The sequence below is a fragment of the Streptomyces mutabilis genome, from assembly GCF_046628145.1.
Classification (GTDB): Bacteria; Actinomycetota; Actinomycetes; order Streptomycetales; family Streptomycetaceae; genus Streptomyces; species Streptomyces mutabilis.
Map to the genome: position 1 here is coordinate 3,356,675 of NZ_CP176874.1, position 20,293 is coordinate 3,376,967.

The 20,293-nt window shown below is 67.3% G+C and carries 23 protein-coding genes and 1 pseudogene; 7 read left to right on the plus strand and 17 right to left on the minus strand.

Annotated features, from left to right (window positions below):
• Positions 1-2: 2 nt before the first annotated feature.
• The 6 genes from ACLIN4_RS14845 to ACLIN4_RS14870 form a co-directional block, all read right to left on the minus strand.
• Positions 3-158, minus strand: a complete 156-nt coding sequence (locus ACLIN4_RS14845) for a hypothetical protein (protein WP_003950175.1) — start codon at positions 156-158, stop codon at positions 3-5.
• 11 nt (positions 159-169) lie between these two features.
• Entirely contained in the window at positions 170-361 is a 192-nt protein-coding gene (locus tag ACLIN4_RS14850; protein ID WP_007388789.1) for a mobile element transfer protein, read from the minus strand.
• Between the two features lie 32 nt (positions 362-393).
• Positions 394-1,068 carry a DUF2637 domain-containing protein gene (locus ACLIN4_RS14855; protein WP_411575871.1) on the minus strand — a complete coding sequence of 225 codons (675 nt, stop codon included), beginning with the start codon at positions 1,066-1,068 and terminating at the stop codon, positions 394-396.
• An 85-nt stretch (positions 1,069-1,153) separates the two neighbouring features.
• The gene (locus ACLIN4_RS14860) at positions 1,154-2,509 is read right to left on the minus strand and encodes an FtsK/SpoIIIE domain-containing protein (RefSeq protein ID WP_411575872.1); all 1,356 of its coding nucleotides are present in this window, start codon (positions 2,507-2,509) and stop codon (positions 1,154-1,156) included.
• Between the two features lie 3 nt (positions 2,510-2,512).
• Entirely contained in the window at positions 2,513-2,869 is a 357-nt protein-coding gene (locus tag ACLIN4_RS14865) for a hypothetical protein (RefSeq protein WP_003950171.1), read from the minus strand.
• Positions 2,870-3,008: 139 nt separating this feature from the next.
• On the minus strand, positions 3,009-3,788 hold the full coding sequence (locus tag ACLIN4_RS14870; RefSeq protein WP_054102946.1) for a GntR family transcriptional regulator: 780 nt from the start codon (positions 3,786-3,788) through the stop codon (positions 3,009-3,011).
• Positions 3,789-3,806: 18 nt separating this feature from the next.
• On the opposite strand from ACLIN4_RS14870, the gene ACLIN4_RS14875 reads away from it, so the two are divergent.
• Positions 3,807-4,271 (plus strand): NUDIX hydrolase, encoded by a 465-nt coding sequence (locus ACLIN4_RS14875; RefSeq protein WP_411575873.1) that lies wholly within the window; start codon positions 3,807-3,809, stop codon positions 4,269-4,271.
• 959 nt (positions 4,272-5,230) lie between these two features.
• Here the strand turns inward: ACLIN4_RS14875 and ACLIN4_RS14880 are convergent.
• Positions 5,231-6,214 carry a hypothetical protein gene (locus ACLIN4_RS14880; RefSeq protein WP_411575874.1) on the minus strand — a complete coding sequence of 328 codons (984 nt, stop codon included), beginning with the start codon at positions 6,212-6,214 and terminating at the stop codon, positions 5,231-5,233.
• A 3-nt stretch (positions 6,215-6,217) separates the two neighbouring features.
• Positions 6,218-7,348: a nucleoid-associated protein gene (locus ACLIN4_RS14885; protein ID WP_411575875.1), complete on the minus strand. Its 1,131-nt coding sequence runs from the start codon at positions 7,346-7,348 to the stop codon at positions 6,218-6,220.
• A 437-nt stretch (positions 7,349-7,785) separates the two neighbouring features.
• On the opposite strand from ACLIN4_RS14885, the gene ACLIN4_RS14890 reads away from it, so the two are divergent.
• The gene (locus ACLIN4_RS14890; RefSeq protein ID WP_411575876.1) at positions 7,786-8,127 is read left to right on the plus strand and encodes a DUF6207 family protein; all 342 of its coding nucleotides are present in this window, start codon (positions 7,786-7,788) and stop codon (positions 8,125-8,127) included.
• A 229-nt stretch (positions 8,128-8,356) separates the two neighbouring features.
• On the opposite strand, the gene ACLIN4_RS14895 is transcribed toward ACLIN4_RS14890, so the two are convergent.
• The 4 genes from ACLIN4_RS14895 to ACLIN4_RS14910 all read right to left on the minus strand — a co-directional run bounded on the left by ACLIN4_RS14895 (position 8,357) and on the right by ACLIN4_RS14910 (position 10,421).
• Positions 8,357-8,656, minus strand: a complete 300-nt coding sequence (locus ACLIN4_RS14895; protein WP_411575877.1) for a hypothetical protein — start codon at positions 8,654-8,656, stop codon at positions 8,357-8,359.
• Positions 8,653-9,384 (minus strand): GntR family transcriptional regulator, encoded by a 732-nt coding sequence (locus ACLIN4_RS14900; RefSeq protein ID WP_411576755.1) that lies wholly within the window; start codon positions 9,382-9,384, stop codon positions 8,653-8,655. Before ACLIN4_RS14900 ends, ACLIN4_RS14895 begins: the two co-directional genes overlap by 4 nt.
• Positions 9,385-9,392: 8 nt before the next feature.
• Positions 9,393-9,617 (minus strand): hypothetical protein, encoded by a 225-nt coding sequence (locus tag ACLIN4_RS14905; RefSeq protein ID WP_411575878.1) that lies wholly within the window; start codon positions 9,615-9,617, stop codon positions 9,393-9,395.
• A gap of 519 nt (positions 9,618-10,136) precedes the next feature.
• Positions 10,137-10,421 carry a hypothetical protein gene (locus tag ACLIN4_RS14910; protein ID WP_411575879.1) on the minus strand — a complete coding sequence of 95 codons (285 nt, stop codon included), beginning with the start codon at positions 10,419-10,421 and terminating at the stop codon, positions 10,137-10,139.
• A 79-nt stretch (positions 10,422-10,500) separates the two neighbouring features.
• Here ACLIN4_RS14910 and ACLIN4_RS14915 point away from each other — a divergent pair, with 79 nt between their 5' ends.
• A complete protein-coding gene (locus ACLIN4_RS14915) occupies positions 10,501-11,256 on the plus strand; it encodes a GntR family transcriptional regulator (RefSeq protein WP_411575880.1) in 756 nt (251 codons plus the stop codon).
• 56 nt (positions 11,257-11,312) lie between these two features.
• On the opposite strand, the gene ACLIN4_RS14920 is transcribed toward ACLIN4_RS14915, so the two are convergent.
• On the minus strand, positions 11,313-11,855 hold the full coding sequence (locus ACLIN4_RS14920) for a DUF4262 domain-containing protein (RefSeq protein WP_411575881.1): 543 nt from the start codon (positions 11,853-11,855) through the stop codon (positions 11,313-11,315).
• Positions 11,856-12,156: 301 nt separating this feature from the next.
• Here ACLIN4_RS14920 and ACLIN4_RS14925 point away from each other — a divergent pair, with 301 nt between their 5' ends.
• Positions 12,157-14,193, plus strand: a complete 2,037-nt coding sequence (locus ACLIN4_RS14925; protein ID WP_411575882.1) for a restriction endonuclease — start codon at positions 12,157-12,159, stop codon at positions 14,191-14,193.
• Between the two features lie 537 nt (positions 14,194-14,730).
• On the opposite strand, the gene ACLIN4_RS14930 is transcribed toward ACLIN4_RS14925, so the two are convergent.
• The 3 genes from ACLIN4_RS14930 to ACLIN4_RS14940 all read right to left on the minus strand — a co-directional run bounded on the left by ACLIN4_RS14930 (position 14,731) and on the right by ACLIN4_RS14940 (position 18,125).
• Positions 14,731-16,053 carry an MFS transporter gene (locus ACLIN4_RS14930; RefSeq protein ID WP_289908895.1) on the minus strand — a complete coding sequence of 441 codons (1,323 nt, stop codon included), beginning with the start codon at positions 16,051-16,053 and terminating at the stop codon, positions 14,731-14,733.
• Between the two features lie 109 nt (positions 16,054-16,162).
• Positions 16,163-17,254 (minus strand): LLM class flavin-dependent oxidoreductase, encoded by a 1,092-nt coding sequence (locus ACLIN4_RS14935; RefSeq protein WP_411575883.1) that lies wholly within the window; start codon positions 17,252-17,254, stop codon positions 16,163-16,165.
• Positions 17,255-17,357: 103 nt separating this feature from the next.
• On the minus strand, positions 17,358-18,125 hold the full coding sequence (locus ACLIN4_RS14940) for an MBL fold metallo-hydrolase (protein WP_107479918.1): 768 nt from the start codon (positions 18,123-18,125) through the stop codon (positions 17,358-17,360).
• 86 nt (positions 18,126-18,211) lie between these two features.
• Between ACLIN4_RS14940 and ACLIN4_RS14945 the strand changes: the two genes are divergently transcribed.
• Complete coding sequence (locus ACLIN4_RS14945; RefSeq protein WP_289908893.1) at positions 18,212-18,829, plus strand: CGNR zinc finger domain-containing protein; 618 nt, start codon at positions 18,212-18,214, stop codon at positions 18,827-18,829.
• Between the two features lie 143 nt (positions 18,830-18,972).
• Entirely contained in the window at positions 18,973-19,578 is a 606-nt protein-coding gene (locus tag ACLIN4_RS14950; protein ID WP_290014971.1) for an MBL fold metallo-hydrolase, read from the plus strand.
• 15 nt (positions 19,579-19,593) lie between these two features.
• Here the strand turns inward: ACLIN4_RS14950 and ACLIN4_RS14955 are convergent.
• Positions 19,594-19,665: pseudogene (locus ACLIN4_RS14955) on the minus strand (oxidoreductase); the annotation flags it as partial.
• A gap of 169 nt (positions 19,666-19,834) precedes the next feature.
• On the opposite strand from ACLIN4_RS14955, the gene ACLIN4_RS14960 reads away from it, so the two are divergent.
• Positions 19,835-20,251, plus strand: a complete 417-nt coding sequence (locus ACLIN4_RS14960; RefSeq protein WP_179350585.1) for a CBS domain-containing protein — start codon at positions 19,835-19,837, stop codon at positions 20,249-20,251.
• Positions 20,252-20,293 lie beyond the last annotated feature (42 nt).

Here is a 20,293-nt window from a genome sequence, read left to right on the forward strand (position 1 = left end):
TGCTACTTGACGAAGCCGTTGACGACGGGGGCCAGCACGCTGTCGGCGATGAGGAAGCCGCCGAGGAGCAGTACGGCGATGAGCCACCAGGGCGGACGGATGAGCTTGACGCCGAGGTAGCCGACGGCGAGGAGCGCGAGCCAGAGCGGAACGTCCATCGGTTGGCCTCCTAGCTGACGCGGCAGCGGTGGGTGCGGGCGGCGAGCTGTGCGGCGGACTGGCTGGAGTAGTCGGCGGACCAGCCGCAGCGGTCGTTGGTGCACACGGCGGCGTGTTTGGTCTGGCCTCGGCGGTCGCGGTGGGTGCCGATCTGCACGGGGCCGATCCGCATGACGGAGTGGAAGAAGTCGCGGGCGGGCATGTCAGCCGGTCTCCTGTCGGGGTGCGGGCGGGTCAGGTGAGTTGGGCGGCGATGGCGTTGGCGAGGTGCGGCGGGACGCCGAGGCGGGCGCGGAGGGTGTCGGTGTCGATCGGGGCGCCGGTGCGTGCGTGGTGGTCGTCGGCGACCTTGCGGGCGTGGTCGACGAGCGCGGCCGGGACCGGCACGGCTGTGGGCAGGGCAGGGGCTTCCTCGACCCGCGGGACGGCGGGAGGTTCGGGCGTCGAGTCCGGCTCAGCGGCGGCCGTATCGGGCGCGGGGCCCTGAGCCGGGACAACGGGGCCCTGAGCCGGGACAGAGGGCGCCGGCGGAGCCGGGGCGGGGTCCGCGGGTGAGTGGGTGAGGAGGGTGCCGCCCATGAAGGCCAGGGCGGGCCAGGCGGCGACGAGGATGCGCAGCCAGGCCGGAACGTCGCCGAGGTCGAGGAGCCCGGCCGTAGCGACGTTGGCACCGAGCGATGCGACCAGCGCGATGACGAACCAGCACCAGGCCAGCCGGGACGGTCCGTCGGCACGCAGCCTTCGCCAGGCGGCGACCAGGAGCAGGTCGACCGAGACGGGGTAGGCCCAAGCCTTCCAGCCGGTCTGTCCGGCAGCGGCGGCGAGGTCGTGCAGGTGGGCGAAGGACAGCGCCCCGGCGATGACGGCCTGAACGAGTACGGCGTCGATACGGAGAGCGGGGCGAGCCATCACGGCTCCTTCCTGTGATCAGGCATGACGGGGGTAGGGACCCGGCGCGAAGGACGGTCGCGTCTGCCGTGGGAGGGGGGTGGGGTCAGGCTGTGGCGGGGGCTGTCTTGGACAGCGGCACACGGGCCGAGGGCAGCGAAGCGACCGCAGGCCGGAAGGGCGCGAGGGCAGGCAGCTCGGGGGTGCGGTCGGCGTGCTTGTTGCAGACGTTCACGGCCTGGCGCAGCGTGGTGTGCGGGGCGCGGATGCGGTGCCAGCCGCCGGTGGAGTCCCCGGCGATGGCGATTCCGCGTGTCTCGGCGGGAATCTGGATGGCGGCGAGGACGGCGTCCGGGGCGATGTCGCCGAAGGCCATGTTCGCGGACGTCTCGTCGTTGACGCGGTGGGCGGTGCGGCCGGTGAGCTGGGCGCGGAGCATGGTGATGCCCTTGCCGAGTTCGGAGCCGAAGCGCTGCCCGCAGATCTCCAGGTAGACGCCGGCCGCGCGGCCGAGCTGGGCGAGACGGACCAGGGCGGTGATGATCCGGTCCCGGCGCTTCTCTTCCTCCTTGCTGGCGAAGAGCGCGAGTTCGGCGACCTCGTCGACCAGGACGACGACCGGCACCGGCCGCAGGCCCTCGGGCAGATCCCAGATGTCGGCGGCGATCTCCGCATCCGGCACGGCAGCGCTGATCCGCTGCTCGGCGCGGATGAGCTGATACACGTCCTGCATGTGGGACACCAGCGCCTCCAGCAGCTCCAGCGCGGTATCGGGGTTGTAAGCGAGCGCGGAGAACCGGCGGGCCAGCGGGAACAGCTCGACCCCTTGCTTGCAGTCGATGCCGACCAGCGCGACGTGCTGCGGGGCGAGCCCGGCGACGAGGTTGCGCTGATAGACGGACTTGCCGGACTCCGTGGCGCCGAGGGTCAGACCGTGCGGGACGGCGCGGTAGTCGCGGTAGTGCACCGAGCCGTCCTCCCGCAGCGCGACTGGGACACTCATCAGTCGGGTGTCGGTCTTGGCCGGCATCTGCACCCGCTTGAGCACGTCGTAGCCGGTCATCCGGATCTCGACCACACCGGAGCGCAGCTCACGGGAGGTGACGCCGTACATCCCGAAGGAGTGGCGCAGCCGGTCCGAGGCGGCGGCGACGTCGAAGGCGTCCTGTCCCGGTCGGAGTTTGAGCCTCAGGACCAGACCGGTGTGGGTGGGCCGCAGCCGCAGGATGCGCGGCGCGCGGGACTCCGGCGCCGGGCGGTTGGTCATCCGGGCCAGCATGAGGCGCCAGCGCGAGGGTGGGACCGTCAGCCCGCAGGCCTCCATGACGGAGGTGTAGCGGACCAAGACTCGCACGACAGCGAAGGTGACCCCGAAGGTCAGCCAGTACCAGGCGGGACGCCGCCACCGCAGGAGACCCGCAGCGGCGACGACCACCAGCAGTAATACCGTCGGCCACGTCATGGCTCAGGCCGCCTTCGAGCCCGTGCCCGTGGTGGCCAGCGAGGTGACGGCGACCGCGCGGAAGGCGATGCCGTGCCGCTTCTGGCCGTTGAACTCGTTCTCCCACGGCCGGGCGACCAGCCCCGTGAGCGCGGCCGGGGTGCCCATGGTCAGGTCACCGGAGATGCCGGTCTCCGGGACGGTGACGGACAGGATCTCGACTTCGTCGTTGGCCGCGAACATCACGTCCACGGTCATCAGCTTCGCGCCGGTCTCGGCGTCGGTGGCGATCTCGCCGGTACGGCGGTCACGCACCTTGGGCTGCGGGGTCTTAGCGACCATCACGGTCGCGGCGGAGGTGTCGACGGGGATCTGACGCACAGCAGAACACTCCTCTATAGATGCCGAACTCCGTCACTCATGTATATGAGTTACATGAAGAAGAGTGCATCGCTCCTGTACATGAGTCAACCCGCCGCGACATCGAAGTCACGACGGGTTGCGGGAACTTGAGCGAGCGTCAGTCGGCGGCAGGGATCCGGTACTCGAAAACGAACTGGTCAGCAGCCATGAGCGTGTCGCAGACCTCCACCACGACTCCAGCCGTCGTACGAGCCTCCCGGATCAGATGAACCACCGGCGCACCCGGGCTCAGCGCCAGCTCGGACGCTTCCGCCTTGGAGGCCGGCCGAGCTTGCAGCGTCTCGACAAACTCCGCGAACTCATGTCCATGGTCTTCGAGTCGGGCATAGATGCCACCGCCGCCGGGGTTCTCGGCGAACAGCTCGGGGATGTCCTTGACGACGTCCCACGGGAGGTAGGAGGAGGCCGTCTCGACCGGGGTGCCGTTGCGGAAGTAGAGGCGCCGCCGGGCGAGCACCTGAGTGCCGACGGGAACGCCGAGCCGCTGAGCGGCATCCGCGGGAGCCTCCATGGGCCCGATGTAGAGGACGCTCACCTTGGCCGTGGCTCCGGACTGCGCGGACTCCGCGAGGTACGCGGCCTTGCCGCCCTGACGGAGCGAACGCCGGAAACGGTCGGAGGAACGGTGCCGCACCGGCGGCCGGTCCTTCACGATCGACCCCTTGCCGTGCCGGGTCTCGACCAGCCCGCTCGCCCGCACCTCGACCATGGCCTTGCGGATCGTGCCACCGGACACGCCGTAGCGGTCCACCAGCTCCGATTCACTCGGCACCATGTCACCGGGCTTGAGCACACCCGCCCGGATCTGCTGCACGATCTCGTCCGCGATCTGCACGTACCGAGGCCCGGACCTGCCCCCCTCTACCGCAGTTCCCATAGTCCTTCTCTGCCTCCTATGCTCCTGTACATGAGTCAACCACAGGAAGCCACGTCGACGCCCCTGCACTCCGTATCCGTAGCCGGAGTCGTCGTGCGCGAAGACGGCCGCCTCCTGGCCATTCGCCGAGCCGACAACGGCACCTGGGAACTCCCCGGCGGCGTACTCGAACTCAACGAGACCCCAGAGGCCGGCGTAGCCCGCGAAGTCTGGGAAGAGACCGGCATCCACGTCGAGGTCGACGAACTCACCGGCGTCTACAAGAACACCACCCGAGGCATCGTCGCCCTGGTCTTCCGCTGCAAGCCTTCCGGTGGGACCGAGCGCACCTCAAGCGAGTCCACAGCCGTCTCCTGGCTCACACCCGACGAGGTCAGCGACCGCATGGCCGAGGTCTACGCGATCAGGCTCCTGGACGCCCTAGATGGGGCTGGCCCCCACGTACGAAGCCACGATGGCAAGCACCTCCTCCCAGCGGGATAAGACTTTCCCTACTTCATCAAGGCGGCTCGCTCCGCTCCCCGCGCGCGACCCGGCCCCCGGCCGGGCCTGCGCTCCTGTCTCCGCCCCGCTCCAGCCCGGCCGGCGCCCGTGCCGCGCTCAGAGCAGTCAGCCACCTGATGCCAAAGAAGGACTACGTCGTGGCTGGGGCGGTCGGCTCCACGGCTTTAGGCAGCCACTTTGGCGCGAGCCTCGAAGATCACGGCCCCAACGTCGTGCTTTACCGGGCAGGTCAACAGACTGCCCGACGCGCCACAAGCTTACGGGGCCATGATCACTCGCGCCAAAGCAGCTCCAGCCCAAAGCCGCTCCACCGACCTCTGTCTGTTAGCTTTGCGCCCCAGCTCCGACCTGGCTCGGCACCTGCGGGATTTCTGCTGCTTGCTGGGCGAGCTTTCTATACCCAGTCAGCGTAATGCTCCTCCACGCGGCATAAAAGCCACACGCAAGCAGCAAGCCGGTGGCCGTGACGACGATCAACAGCACAGGCCGGTCACGAACGGGAAACCGCCAAATCAAAAGGTCAGCCGCGATCACAAGAAAAAGGCAATTTGCCAGCCACCCACGACAGATCCTCATCCGCGACCGCGCATAATCAGCCATGGCCATAATATGGGGCTGATCAGCGACAACACGACGCGCCTGGCGGTACTTTTCATTGGAGTCGAAATGAATCCTCCGCAGACGCCTGCGAGAAGCCCTCAAAGCGTAATCGGCTCCACGGTCAACTACGATCCCAAGCGCGTACGCGAAAGCCAACCCTGCCCCTGCAGCTGCTGTTGACGCAAGGACCGGTCCAGCTTGTTTCATGACCTCATGTCCGAGAGTAGCCGCCACAAGACCAGTCATCGCGACTAGGGAACCGATGCCAACGACAAGCACTTCCACAAACATTGCCGTTGCGGCAATCACTCCTGCCGCTTCTAGCTTGCCAGGCTCAGTCAAAGAGATACCCCCCAAGCATCTGCCATATCATTCAGCATCGACTCCGGCAGTTCATCAACCCATCGCCCTTGCAGCAGCATCTTAGCGCTGGATAGGCGTTCAAAGATTATGAGGCTCTCCGGTTGGCTCGCCAGGACGTAGCGCCCATGCCGCAAAAAGTGGTCACTAGCCGGCCCATAATCCTGATAGGCGCGTTCCAAATCAGACCTGCGCGACTGAGCAAATTCAGCCAGGCGACTTGGATAATTGGCCGGGTCCGGGATGGTTTTAACTAGCACATCAACCACCTCTTCCGAGAGGTCCCGTCGCGGTTCGTGCTCGGTAAACGTGCGGAAGAGGTGCTCGGCCTCATCGAGGAGACGGTTACTAAGGGCAACATCGGGGTACTGCGCCAAGGCTTCAACCCCCCGTCGGACCTCAAGATCGTATAGCTCGACCAGAGCAATCAGACGGTACAGGGAGCGTCTGACATCGGATGGTACGGCGGACGAATCGGCCTTGTACATGAGCTTGTGCGACATCCTTGCCCACAAGTCCGTAGCCTCAGTGCGGATCTGGACTTCACACTCGTATGGCTTCCCATCCTCACCCGCCTGATCGCCGAACGCGACGACCTGCACGTGCAGCCTCGGATACTGAAGACGATCCTCCGCTCCGACCATAAGTCGATCATCCTCAGGCTCACCAACTACGGTGAGTGATCGACTAACCAGATCGAGAGCCTGATCGAGTAGACCACTATGTTGAACGACAATACGCACGCCCGCTTTGTCCGTGATCTGAGACCAAGGGTCGTGGTAGCCCTTATGTTGGGCCTTCATCACAAAGCTGCTGATCTCCTTCGCTCGATAGGAGACTTCGCAGGTGATTTTCGCACGCGCAGCCCGTCGACGCAGATGTGCCGCAGTTAGCTTCGCCGCAACCTCGACAGCGGGGCGCTCTCGCTGGTAGCGCTCGAATGCCGCTTCGGCAACACTCATGGCCTATCCAGCGACGGGCGGGCCGTCCCCGCCCTCTGCAGACGGGGATTGACCAGTTTGGCCCTCGCCCTTTGTACGGCGCCGGCCACCGGGCGGCGCATAAGTAGTAGCCGTCGTGACCGTCCCAGTGATGGTCACGCTAGTGACGCCGTCGCCCTGATCCTCGAGAGCCAGCACTTCATCATTTTCCAAGGCGTTGACTGGTGCCACGATGAAAACGCCGTTCGCAAAGCCTACACGCATATTATTCAGGCGACTTTGCAGATGCTCCGTGTCCTTATCAAATGTCCGAGTAGGCACGTCGGCGCCCTGCAAGTGCTCAAGAAACGCATCACGATGAAGAATATCAAGGTGCCGTTGAGCAAAATCGACAGGGTCGAGATGCCGAGTCGGGCTCTGCAGCTCGGCCAGCGCGGCCATCACATAGTTAATGCGCGTGTCAGGATCCGCGACATAGGCGTTGATCCACTCGGTAGTAGCGTCGTGAAACCGGCGCGTAATTTCTCGTGGTTCGTTCTTCTGTCGACAACCGAGGAAGCGTTCAAGGAAGAAAGCCGCCATTCTCCCAGAGAGTTGCCGATCTGCAGCCCAGCCTTCAATTCGTTCCTCGGCGATCCCACTCTCCGGGAAGAGAGCAACCTTGTGGATTTTGGACTTCTCAGTGAACAGAAGATCGGCGAGGTATTTCATGTCGAACGTGCGCAAGCCATTGACGAAGGTCTCCGTTGCTTGCATGCCTGTCTCTTGCTCGAGCTTTACGATCAACAGTGAACGATCGTCTCCCAGTCGAGCTTCGGCTACCAGTAGCAACCCTGCCGAGTTCACCCCCGACTGACTGTTCCTCAACAGGTGCACCAGCTCAACAGAGACGTCTACGAGATTGATCTCGCCGGCCAAGAAAGAGTAGACGCGATCAGGCAGTGCAGACTTGGACTCTGGATCTTCGATGACTTCCCGCCCGGTAGAGGCAAGGACGCCACGAAGTCGGGCCTGCAGGGCGGTACGCACAGCGTCATTGAGGGTGCATGGCGCTTCGCTCAGAGGGATGGGTTCGTCGGGATCTGATCGCTTGCGCTGCGGCACAACATGCACAATGGCCTGCACGATGACAAGATCGCCGAAATCGGTCCGCAAAGCTACCCCGCCCGTAGTGCTATCTGTGGCCTGCCGACCACCCGTCACAGTCGCTCGCGCCGCCTCTCCTGTCCTGCAGGCCCCTTGGGCAGCGGGCGTACCCGTATGGTGACACACCGCGACGACCTAGGGGAGAGCACGTCCAGGGCCGCTGCGACACTTGCCCAACACGTCGAACGTGCGCTCGATTCAAGCTCCAAGCGGCTATTCGCTTCGCCCTGCCCCTCGGCCCATCAGCTTCAAGCTCAGCGACTATTTCTTCGATTCGCTGCACGGCACCAGTCGAGTTGTAACTGCGAGACATTTCCTCCGCAGCCGACGTAGATGATCAAGGTCATCCTTGTGAGCGGTCGTCAATCAACGTCGCACCTGTGCCTGTCTGGGTGATCACTGCCGGAGGCGGGAACCCCATGCGGGGCTGTGTCGTCTGGCCGACTGTGGAGCCATTCAACGAAGCGCACGTGGCGCGGCCGGGTCTGATCGTCATGGACTTCGCGGCCGCTGATGACCGGACAGCGCTGGCGTTCCAGCAGGCGATCGCCGCGCGATGGGCGACCGCGACAGCCGAGAGCACGACCCGTGTTCCTGGGGAGCCCGGAGTTCGGCTTCGCTGCTACTTGGACCTGCACCAACCGCTCGATCTTGCACTGCCCTACCAGGACCACCCCGACTTCCCCGAGCAGTACAAGCCGAACCAGCAGCCGAGGAACGCAGGGACCGCACCACAGGCGCACCAGAACGAGCGGGGAACAGCGGGGAATCACGGTGAAAGCAGCTGAGCCAGACGAGGCCCCGGCCCAGCCATTAGCCCAGGTCAGTGCCCAGACCGGCTCCTAATGATCGCAGCTTCCCAAGCTGAGGGCTCACGGTCAGAAGCCCACAGCATCTGAACTGCATCAGAGCCGTGGGCTTCGTCAGGACCACTAGATAGCCAGCGGTGACCAGTTGACGGGGTTCCTCTCTGTGCGTGTCAAGGGACGTCGCTGCAGGCAGCCGCTCTTTGCGGTCTCAGGGGCCCGATTCGCCGACCGTCAGGAGGTGACCGCGGCTGGTGGCAACGCGGAGGACGTCGCGGAGAGCCCCGCTCAGCTCCTTCGCCAAGCGTCGCAACTCGTCAAGGGTCACATCCCGGTCGCTGAGGGTTTCGGAGGCTTCCTCCAGTAGCTCGGCCGCCGTACCAAGTTGGACGGCCTCGATGTTGTCCGCCAGGCGGGACATGTAGCCGCCTCGTTCATCGGTGCTCAGGTAGCAGGGCTTGCCTTCCGGGCCCGACCACGGCAGGAGTCGCAGTTCGGTCGGTGTCGTCATACCTTGCTCTGCCTTTCGTCGATTACGTGGTGGGTGGTGAACACGGCGTCGACTCGATCCCCCGGGAAGGCCAGAAGCGTGGCCTCGACGACTCGGCCCGCGGAGTCGGTGGCGATGCGAGTGATGGAGAGGACGACGGACGCAATGCTGATCCGGAGGGCTGACGCTTCGTCCGGCGTAGGGAGGCGGGCACTCACCGTCTCTCGGGCAGTAGTCCGCGGTGGGCCGAGGAAGGCGAACCTCGTGGCTGCCTCTCTGAATGTGGAGGCATCGTCGAGCGCTCCGGGCGGGACCAGGTCATGCGGCAGGTAGACGCGGGCCAGGCCGTGCGGTGACTCCCCTTCGCGACTGAGGCAGGTGAACTCCACGATGGGGCTCCCCGTAGGCACCTTCAACAAGGTCGCCAAGTGCGCTTGGGCCTGAAGTTCGGTGCTGCGGATGGTGACGCGCGAGTCCGGCTCGGCGGCGGTCCACGGGTCCAGGGTGCCCCAGCCGCCGACGTACATGATCTTGCGGTGAGGGCGGCGGACGAAGTTGCCTTTGCCGTGGATCTTCTCGACGAGGCCTTCCGACTGGAGCACGGAGAGTGCTCTTCGCAGCGTCACCGTGCTGACCCTGTATCGGTCGGCGAGGACAGCCTCGGATGGAAGGCGTTCGCTCGGCAGGATGCGGCCAGCTGTGATCTGCTGCCGGAGGTCGTCGGCGATGCCGAGGTGGCGTGAGCGCATGGAGCCGGTCACCGCCTTCTCTGCATTCGCACGACGACGAGCCGGGTACGCGCATGTATGGTCAGCAGCTCGCCCGACTCCAAGACCAGTTGCTTCGCTCCCTGGGGGAGTTGGAAGAGATCTCTCACCCGGAAGGCATGGCCGCCGAGTTGGATGACGTCACCGCGCTGCACGGTGTTAGCGGTGACCTCGATGTTGGAGACCAGCGCGCCGCCGGGGGCATACGCCGTCACCGCGTCACCTCCAAGGGCGCGGACGGGTCAACGCCCGAGTGGCACGGGCAGTCGCACGCCTCGCAGATCACCGGGATGTCGGACGGGGCCGGCGTCGGGGAGGCGTCGGCGCAGACGTGGGTGCCGATTCGGCATGCAGTCGAGCGGTAGGGAACGGACGAGGCGGCTGGGATGTGCGGCTGTCGACGATGTGGCATCAGTAGGCCCCTGTCAGCGCTGACCAGGCGTCCGCCGAGAGGTGAGGGGCGATGACCATCGCGCGTGTCGGGACGCGTCCTTCCATCGCCAGGATGTACGGGCGGACCAGGGCCACGTCCTCTCCTCTGAGCAGGTTTCGGTGAGATGCCGTGTCGTCGGCTGTACGGCTCAAACCGGGGGCCGACGTGCCATCGGGCCTACGAGAGACGGAAAGAGGCGGAGGAGGAGAGGCGGGCACTAACGGCCGGCGGTGCCTGCCCCTTGGAGGGTTGCGCACCCTGGTTAGAGAGAAGGCGCGGCGGATACGGTTGAACACGCTGTTCAGCTCCTATCGCTGATGGCTTGGCCCCCGACATCGCCCGTCGTGGGGACCGCTTTGCGTACGACCGCCCATAAGGTGCGGCCGTTCAAGCTGGTGGCGAGGAGCCCGAATCGGTCGGCCTCAGCCACCACGTCCAGAACCTCCCGCCACGACTCGGCGGAGAGCGCGTCCGGCACCTCCGCTTCCACCGATGTGTGCTGGTGCTGTTCCTCCACTCGCGTGGAAAGCCCGAGGGCGGACAGCCGGGCGGCGATGGCCGCCGCGCTAACTCCCGAAGCGGGCACAGGGCAGCCTCCGTCATCCAGCGATCACTTTGAGTGAAGCTAGTTAACTAGATTAGAGCTAGTGGACTAGATTTTCCATATGCCTGAGCAGCCGCCCTATCTCCGCGTCGCCGACGAACTCCGGCGGCGGATCGCGGAGCACCTGTGGGAGCCGGGAGACCGTCTGCCCTCTCGCGCGCAGATCGGCCAGGAGTGCGGCGTCGGCGAGAACGTGGTCCGTCGGGCGCAAGAGCTTCTGATTTCCCAAGGCGTGCTGGAAGGCCGCGCTGGGTCGGGTACCTACGTCGCCGAGCCCAGACAGCGGGTGCGGGTGGTGCGTTCGTCGGCGCGCGAGCAGCCGAGCGGGTCGCCCTTCCGGGCCGACATGAAGGCCGTGGGTAGGCAGGGGGACTGGGAGAGTCGGACGGACGCCAAGGTGCCGGCCCCCGCAGACATCGCGGTGCGACTCGGGATCGACGAGGGTGAACTGTGCGTGCGGACCGCGTACGAGTTCCTGGCGGACGGCAGGCCGGTGCAGCTGTCAACGAGTTGGGAGCCGTACGAACTCACCGCCGGCACTCTCGTCGTTCTCCCCGAGGGCGGGCCGCATGCTGGAGCGGGCGTCGTGAACCGTATGGCCGCGATCGGCATCACGGTCAGCCATGCCGTGGAGCAGCCGGAGCCGAGGCAGGCGTCCGGCGAGGAGGCGTCGCTACTCGGTATCCAGAAAGCCGCACTCGTTACGCACATCCGGCGGACCTACTACAGCGACGACGGTCGGCCCGTAGAGACAGCGGACATTGTGGTGCCCGCGGCTCACTGCGAGATCGTCTACGAGATTCCGATCAGCCGTTAGTCGCGTAGCGCGGTGCCGGGCTTGCTTGGCTCAGGGCAGGAGCCGAGCCGGCGACCTCAGTCGAGGTCAGCCCAGGGCCCGCTGGTCTCGGCCTTTGAGGTCCACAGCTGAGGCTGGCTCGTACGGCAGTACTCCTGCGCCTGGTCGTCCCAGGGGAACCGGCCTTCCTTGTCAGGCCAGAACAGTTGCATGACCGGAAGCGGAGGTGCCTGGTAGAAATCGAGCCCGGCGCCGAAGAAGTCTCGGTACCAGCTCGGGTGCACCCGCCGGACGGCCACCGAGTAGCCGTTCAGGATGTCGTCGCGCTCCTGGTCGGATTGCAGAGGGTGGCCGCTGCGGATCTCTCGTCCCGCGACGTTGAGGACGGACATCATCGTCTCGACCCGCAGGCCGAAGATGCAGACCTCAGGGCTGCGCAAGGTGTGCCACAGGCCGATCGAATAGGCCCAGTCCGCCGGCGCCTCGTCCCCGGCTCCGACGCCCATCACGTGCCAGCCGTGGTCGGTGACGTTCGCGGCTATGCGTCCGTCGCGTTCATCCAAGGCCGGGGCTTCGGCAGGGGGCGCGCACAGGAGGCAGGAGCAAGGGGAGTCGTCCACCCGAGGAAGGTTACGACGCCCTTGATCACGGTCAGAGCTGGGCCGTCCCTGGGCCGTGCGAGGGTGCCCGAGGCCGATCGACGGCGACCGACAGCGACAGGTGAGGCTCAGGCGGCGTCCAGGAAAGGCCAGGTCACAGCCCCCGCGCGGAACGCGTTTCCTCCCAGGGGTGGCGGTGCGGCAAGATGGGGTGTTTCTCACCGCAGTCTAGGTAGCCCCGTTCTGAGCTGCTTGCCGTCATTGTCAGTGGGGGTCCCTACTCTCGGACGGGGATACGAGTACCGCAGTGAAGGGGGAGCAGATGCACAGCCACCAGCCCGTACCCGCCAAGCCATGGCGCGACCGAGTCAACTCGCTGGGCTACATCAAAGGCGGCATGGAGGTTCAGGCGGATCTGCTTCGACAGCTGCTCGTTCAACTGCCCTGCGACAGCAAGGAATCGCTGGAGTGGCGGTCGCCAGATGGGAAGCTGTTCAGCGCACCCTGCGAGGACCTGTGCCGGCGAGTGCTCTCTGCTCCGGGCCTCGCCGAGCGGTCAGGCGGAACCCAGTGGCAGCCCAGCGCCTACGCACGGCAATGGCTGGAGAGCATGGACAACTCCTTCCTGGCTGCACATCTGCACGCCCGTGTGAAGTTCTTCGGTGAACTTCTTCTGGCAATTGGAGACCAAACCAAGCAGGCGGACCTATTGGAGGTCGCAACGGAGACGTACGGGTTGAACTGGACAACCGTCACACCGGTGCGGGACCGCACGATGTGGCTCCGGAGCCTGGGAATGATCGAGCTGTGGGGTCAGCGGGTGGTCAGGACCAAGCTGGGGGACGCGCTGCTGGAAATGCTCCCACTTTGCCCGCCCGAGAGCGCCCGAGGAGAAGGAGAAGAGGCGGCCGAACCGAACAGCGGCGAGGAAGAGCAGCTGGCGTTCTTCAGCGATTATCTGCAGTTGGAGCAGGTCGACCTAAGGAACCGCCGCACTCTAATCGGCTACATCCCCAGGGGAAACGCGTCCGAGAGCAGCGACGGAGAATCAACCCTGACGCCAGCCGCTGCCCTGCGCAAGCTGATCACCCTCTTGGGCAACGGTGCGGGGCTCGAGGAATTCGGCGAGCTGTGCGGCAGCGAGTTCGGCATCAGCAAGACGTCGTTCACCACGATGATGCACGCCCTGCGGCACACAGGGCTCGTGGAGCAGACGTCGTTCAACCACTTCTCACCGAGTGCGGACGCGCACCGACTCGTCGACGAGGGGAACGAGCGGCTACTCGCCGCGTATCTGCATGCGCGGTATCTGTTCTTCGGTGAGATCCTGCGCCACCTGGCCAAGCCCGCGACCACCTCGGCGCTAGTAGCCATGGCGAAGGAGACATACGGCTACACCCAGGCGTCGAACGGCGAGGTCCGTCTCAGGCTCGCCTTCCTCCAGGACGCGGGCCTCGTGGAGCGGGTGGACTGGCAGCGGTTCCGTGTCACCGCGGCCGGCCGAAGTTTCGCGGAGCACCTGACACTTCAGCTGCCGGTCGAAGCCGAACCGGAGGAGACTCATGACGCGCTCCCCTCTCCGGTGCCGGCGAATGTCATCGCGCATCTGCGGCAGTACGGCAATGTCGGCACGGACAGTCGGGAGTTCGAGCAGGCCGTCGCACGCGCCTTCGCGTTCCTCGGGTTCCAGACCGAGCACCTTGGCGGCTCAGGCCGCACGGACGTCCTGGGCATCGCGCAGCTGGCCATGAAGGATCGCTACCGGATCATCGTGGACGCGAAGAGCTCAGGCAACGGCCAAGTCGCCGAATCCAGCGTCAAATTCGACGCTCTGCGCGACCACAAGCGCAAGCACAAGGCCGATCACGTGATCGTCGTAGGACCGGAATTCGCTCCGCGCCTCAAAAACTGGGCAGTGGAGAACGAGGTCATCATGTTGCGCATCGAGGACCTCGCCACCCTGCTCGACCACCACTCGCGAAACCCGATGCCCCTCACTGAACTGCGGGACGCCTTCTCACGAATCGACACGTTCAGCGACGACCTGGCCGAGCGGTATCAGGCACTGGAGCGGCGCTCACTGCTGATGCGCAGGATCATCGACCTGGCCTTCCAGGAAGCCGTGGATGAGGACCCCGTCGACGACGGTTACATCAGCGTCGAGAACGTCATCTATGCCTTGCGGAAGGAGTTCGCTCCCCGCCCGTCCCGACAGGAGGTGGACGAGCTGATCTCGTTCCTATCGAGCCCTGTCGTGGCAGCGTTAGAGTCCGTCAAGGGCCGCCACAAGCTGATCGACTCACCCCGGAACCTGGCCCTTCGTCTTGCTGGTCTTGGTAGCGTCGTTGCTACGGAATGAGGGAACGGCGGCAGCCGGTTGAAGGTACTCCGCTGACATCCACGTCTGACATCAACGACGTCGGACACTGGCATACAGGAGCGCCTCTACTCAGCCGCCACGGCGAAGGAGGACTGAGTCATACCCAGCCTCGGATCGAACTCCTAAAGCGGGTGTCGCAGGTTCGAATCCTGCCGGGGGCACAGAGAAACGCCAGTTCAGAGGCCCTTCCGTCCGTTGGACGGGAGGGCCTTCGTGCTCACGGCACACGTGTGGCACACACACGATCGCAGGCAGAGGTGGGGAGCTGTGCGACATGCCCGCGAAGACGAGCCGGCCGGACGCCGGTACGAGAAGCTGATCGACCGGCTTGAGACGTTGATGCCGGCCGGCCTGAAGCCGCCCCTGGGGTTTCCGCTGGTGGCGGGCGAGGGCTCTCACCTCGTTGCCTCCCTCCCCTGGCCCGCGTGAGGAGCGGGCCGAGGGAGGGATGCCTCATGCGTCTGGCGTTTCAGCGCTGCGGAGTCTCTGGGTGGGCTCACGGTCGGCGCCGGTCTGTCAGCGTTGCGAGGACGGTGTACGGGGCGGGATCTTCCGGGCGGTGACGATGACTGCGGGGAGGAGGGCGAGGGCGAAGGCGGCGCCGGTGAGGGCGAGGAAGGGGTAACTCGCCGCGGCGACGACGATTCCGGAGGTCATGCCGCCGGTGGCTCCGGCGATGGCGATGGCGACGTCGACCATGCCTTGGGTCTTGGCTCGCGTGGCCAGGGGGACGGCGTTCGTGATGATGGTGGTGCCGCTGACGAGGCCGAAGTTCCATCCGATGCCGAGCAGGATGAGAGCGACGGTGAGCAGGAGGACGGAGTCGGCCGGCGCGGCGGCGGCGAGGACACCGGCAGCCAGCAGGGTCAGTCCGGAGGCGGCGGCCGTCACGGTGGGGCCGTAGCGGTCGGTGAGCGCTCCGGTCAGGGGTGAGGGCAGGTACATCGCGCCGACGTGCAGGGCTATGACGAGGCCGGAGGCGCCGGTGCCGTGGCCGTGGTCGTGCATGTGCACGGGGGTCATCGTCATGATCGCGACCATGACGAGCTGGCTGAGGACCATCACCAGTACCCCCAGCGGCAGGCCGGGGCGGCGGTGTGTGGCGGGTTGCTGAAGGTGGGGCGCCGGTCCCGTGCCGGTGCGCTCCGGTGCCTCCGGCTCGGAGGGGAGGGTACGGGCGAGCAGGAGGGGGTCGGGACGCAGCCAGATCAGGAGGGTCAGTGCGGCCATGGCGAACGCCGCGCTGGAGACGAGGAACAGGCCGCTCAGCGGGGGCAGTGCGAGGGCGGTGGCGAGGTGTCCGGCGGGGGCGGTCAGGTTGGGGCCGACGACGCCGCCCAGCGTGGTGGCGACCAGGACGGTGGACAGGGCGCGGGCGCGGTGACGCGGGGCGGCGAGGTCGGCTCCGGCGTAGCGCGCCTGGAGATTGGCGGCGGTTCCGGCACCGTAGAGGAAGAGGGAGATGAACAGCAGGGCGGGGTTGTCGAGGGTGGCGGCGACGACGACTCCGGCACCGCCGAGAGCGCCTGCGAGGTAGCCGGCGGCCAGGCCGGGGCGGCGCCCGCGGGTCTGCGAGACGCGGCCGATCGTGACGGCGGCGAGGGCGGAGCCTGCGGTGAGCAGTGCGCTGGGCAGCCCGGCCAGAGTGGTGGAGTGGAGCATGTCCTGAGCCAGCAGGGCGGCAACGGTGACGCCGGCCGCGAGCCCCACGCCGCTGAGTATCTGGGACGCCAGCAGGATGACCAGGATGCGCCTTTGCGTCTCGGGGAGCGAAGGGCCGGGAGCGGCCGGTGGGGCGTCGACCGGCACGCTGGGGGGCGTAGTCGCGGTGTGGGGCATGGTGTCTCCGTTACGAGCCCGGTGGTTGCGGGCGGGCGTGGTGTTGGGGTGCCTTATGTGTTCCTGTCCGGCTGCGAGTCAGGTGGCCCGTGCGAGCTGCCCGGGGCCGTCAGCGAGCGGACGGTGTGCTCGGCAGGGTGTAGGCGTCGGCGATCAGTTCGGTCGAGCGCAGAAGCGCCTGAGGGGTGTGGCCCACACTGGCGATCATGATTTCGTCGGGCCGAGCGGCCTCGTGCAGGCGGTCGAGGTGCGCGGTGACCCGCTCGGGCGTGCCGTGCAGGACGGTGTTGGTCCAGCGGTCGAGAACGTGCTGCTCCGAGGCGGTGTAGGGGTCGGAAGCCGCCTCGTCGGGGGTGGGTACGAGGTAGGACTTGCCGTGGAGCATGCGCATCATGCTGTGGGCGTAGCTGCGTGTCTGTCGCAGGGCCTCGTGCTCGTCGTCGGCGGCCATGACGGCGAAGCTGGCCAGTGCGTACGGCTCGGTGAGGACGGCCGAGGGGGTGAACCGGTCGCGGTAGAGCTGGAGCGCACCGGCCACGTGATCGGGAGAGAAGTGCGCGGCGAAGGCGAAGGGCAGGCCCAGGCGGGCGGCGAGCTGGGCGGAGTATCCGGAGGATCCCAGCAGCCAGACCGAGGGGCGGCCGGTCGTCTGCGGAAGACCGTTCTCCTTGTCCTGTCCCGGTCCGGGCACGGCGTAGACGCGTTCGCGGTAGGGGTGCTCTTCGGGGAAGTCGTCGTCGAGGAAGCGCAGCAGCTCGACGACCTGTTGCGGGAAGTCGTCGTCGTCGGAGCGGCCTCGTCGCAGGGCGGCGGCAGTGGCCTGGTTGGTGCCCGGGGCGCGGCCCAGACCGAGGTCGATCCGGTCCGGAGCGAGGGCCTGGAGCAGGCCGTACTGCTCGGCGACGATCAGTGGGGGGTGGTTGGGCAGCATCACTCCGCCCGCCCCGAGCCGCAGCCGCGTGGTGTGGGCGGTCAGTCGGGCCAGCAGGACGGCGGGGCTGGAGGACGAGACGCCGGGCATGGAGTGGTGTTCGGTCACCCAGTAGCGGGTGAAACCGCGCCTCTCGGCGAGTTCGGCCAGTGCGATGCTGCCGGACAGGGCGTCGGCGGCGCTGACGCCGCGGCCGGCCAAGGCGGTGTCGAGGACGGACAGCGGCGCCGGAGCGGAGCCGCGCGCCGTGCCCCTGATCGGGTCGTTCACGGGGTTTCCTTCTGCGGTGCGTCGGCCTGGCGCGAGGGACCGGGCCGGGGAAAGGACCGCCGCGGTGCACGCGTGGCGCGCCGCGGGGCCAGGGCGTTCGGTGTCAGGCCAGTTCGACGCGGTCGATCAGTCCGGCGGTGGTGAAGGCGTCCACGAGCTGCTCGCGGCCCTCGGTGAAGTGGGCCCAGCTGTCGAAGTGGACCGGCACGATCCGGCGGGCGCCCAGGATGCGGGCGGCCTCGGCGGCCTGAGCGCTGTCGAGCGTGAGCAGCGCGCGGTCCAGGACGGGAGTGCGGACCGCGCCGGCGAACAGTACGGCGGTGTCCACCGGGCCCAAACGGTCGGCGATCTCACGGACCAGGGAGAGCTGGGCGTTGTCGCCGCTGACGTAGACGGTGGGCAGGCCGTCACCGCTCAGGACGAAACCGACGACCTCGCCGACAACGGGTTCGAGGTCCGCGCGTGCTCCGGGTCCGTGCAGGGCCGGGACGCCGGTGACGGTGACCGTGCCGCCACCGGGGCGGTCGAGCTCGATGGACTCCCAGTCCTTCAAAGGGCGTGCGGTGCCGCCCAGCCGGCCCGCGCCACTGGGCGTGGTCAGGGTCAGGGGGACATCGGTGAGCAGGGCCCGGCCCGAGGCGTCGAGGTTGTCGTCGTGCTCGTCGTGCGACAGCAGCACCACATCGATGCGGCCCAGATCAGCGGGCGTGGCGGAGGCGGGCGCGGTCTTGGCCAGGCCGGAGGGGTAGGTGCCGGGGGCGTCGAAGGTCGGGTCGGTCAGGAACCGCAGCCCGCCGTACTCGATGAGGGCGGTCGGACCGCCGAAGACACGGATGGGGACCTGCTCGCTGGACGCGCCGGTTGCTGCCATGACGAAATCACCTCACGGATAAATTGGCTTACATCCGTGACCATAGGCGTTTGTCACGGATAGAAGCAAGCTGTAGCGTGAGGTACGTGAGTGAGACCGATACCGCCACCACCGTCGACGCAGCCGGCCCGGGGCTGCCCCCGGCACCGGGCGCTGAGCAATACCCCGCCATCGACCTGGCCAACAGCGCCATTGCCCTGCCGGGCGGCCAGTTCCTCGATGCGTTGGGCACGCCCTCCGGCGCCAACCAGTGGCTGGTGGACCACAACCTGGCCCCCGCGGACGCCGGCATGCAGGAGATCTGCGCGGCACGTCTGCGCTCCCTGCGCGAGCAGGTACGCGCCCTGCTCGCCGCCCAGGTCGGCGGGCACCCGGCTCCCGCCACCGCGCTGGCGGCCGTCAACGACGCCCTCACGCGAGTGCCCACCGCCTCCCCGCTCGGATGGGACTCGGTCCGCGGCATGCACCGCACCGCCCCGCACCCCATCGACCAGATCGTCGACCAGGCCCTCGGCATCCTCGCCGCCGACGCCGCCGACCTGCTCACCGGACCCGACGCCGAACGGCTGACGGCCTGCCCCTCCACCCCCTGCAACCGCTACCTGCTCCGCGCGGGACGCCGCCACTGGTGCTCGGTGCGCTGCGGCGACCGCGCCCGCGCCGCCCGCGCCTACGCCCGCCGCACGCAGACCACCACCGACTGAGTCGAGCCACCCCCGCCCCGCCGCCGGTTCACCGGACCCGCGCCGGGGCGCGGTTTCGCACGCCCTCAAGCCCCCGGCATGGACGGCCCAACTCGCCCTCCATCCGGTCGTTCCCCACGATCAACGAAGGACCATCACCTCTCATGACGGCCACATTCACCCTGCTGACCACCGGTTACGACAGCCTCGACGCACGCAACGCGGACCGCGACGGCCGCGAGAAGCCGTGGCACGTCGCCTCGACCGTCTGCCTCCTGCGCGACGGCGACACGATCGTCGTCGTCGACCCCGGCATGGTCGAGGACCGCAAACTCATCCTGGACCCGCTCGCCGCCGCCGGCGTAAGCCCCGAACAGGTGACCGACGTGGTCTTCAGCCACCACCACCCAGACCACACCCTCAACGCCGCCCTGTTCCCCAACGCGCGCGCCCACGACGTCTGGGCCGCCTACCACAACCACCTCTGGTACGACCGTCCCGCCGACGGCTACCGGCTCTCCCCCTCGATCCGCCTGATGGAAACGCCCGGCCACACCCCCCAGGACATCTCCACCGTCGCGGAAACCGCCGAAGGGACCGTCGTCCTTACCCACGCCTGGTGGAGCGTCCGCGGCCCCGCCGAAGATCCCACCTCCGACGACCACGAGGGCCTGCGCGCCTCCCGCCGCAAGATCCTCGCCCTCAAGCCCGCCCTGATCGTCCCCGGCCACGGAGACCCCTTCGTCCCCGACGAGAGCACCCCCGCCTGAAATAGGGCGCCACCGCCGGTCCATGTGGCTCATGGCTTCGCGCTGCGTGTCCTGGACGACGTGGGTGTAGACGTCCACAGTGATGCTGGATGACCGCTCATGCCGGGGTCGGCGTGCCGCTGTCAGCGGCGGTGAGGTCAGCGCCGAGGCAAGCGTTACGGCGGGCGACCGCGGGGAACCCCGCCCGCAACGACCCAACGCGTCCGTCCTCTGACACGGTACTCAGGGACGGCCGACGACACAGGGAGTGAACCTGATGACGAAGGCACGGGACATCATGACGGGCGGGGCCGAGTGCATCGGTGCCGAGGAGACGGTGCTGGACGCGGCCCGCAAGATGAAGGATCTCGGCGTCGGTGCCCTGCCGATCTGCGGCACGGACAACAAGCTCAAGGGCATGCTGACCGACCGGGACGTCGTCGTGAAGGTGCTGGGCGCGGGCAAGGACCCCGCGACCTGCCCGGCCGGTGACCTGGCCCAGGGCGAGGCCGTGACCATCGGCGCCGACGACGACGTGGAGGAGATCCTGCGCACCATGACGGAACACAAGGTGCGCCGCCTGCCGGTGATCGACGGTCACGACCTGGTCGGCATGGTCGCCCAGGCCGACGTCGCCCGCTCCCTGCCCGACCCCAAGGTCGGCGACCTGCTCCAGGCCCTGTCCACCGACTGACCCGGACACTGGACCCCACTGGCCTCTGGCCGCCGGTGCGGG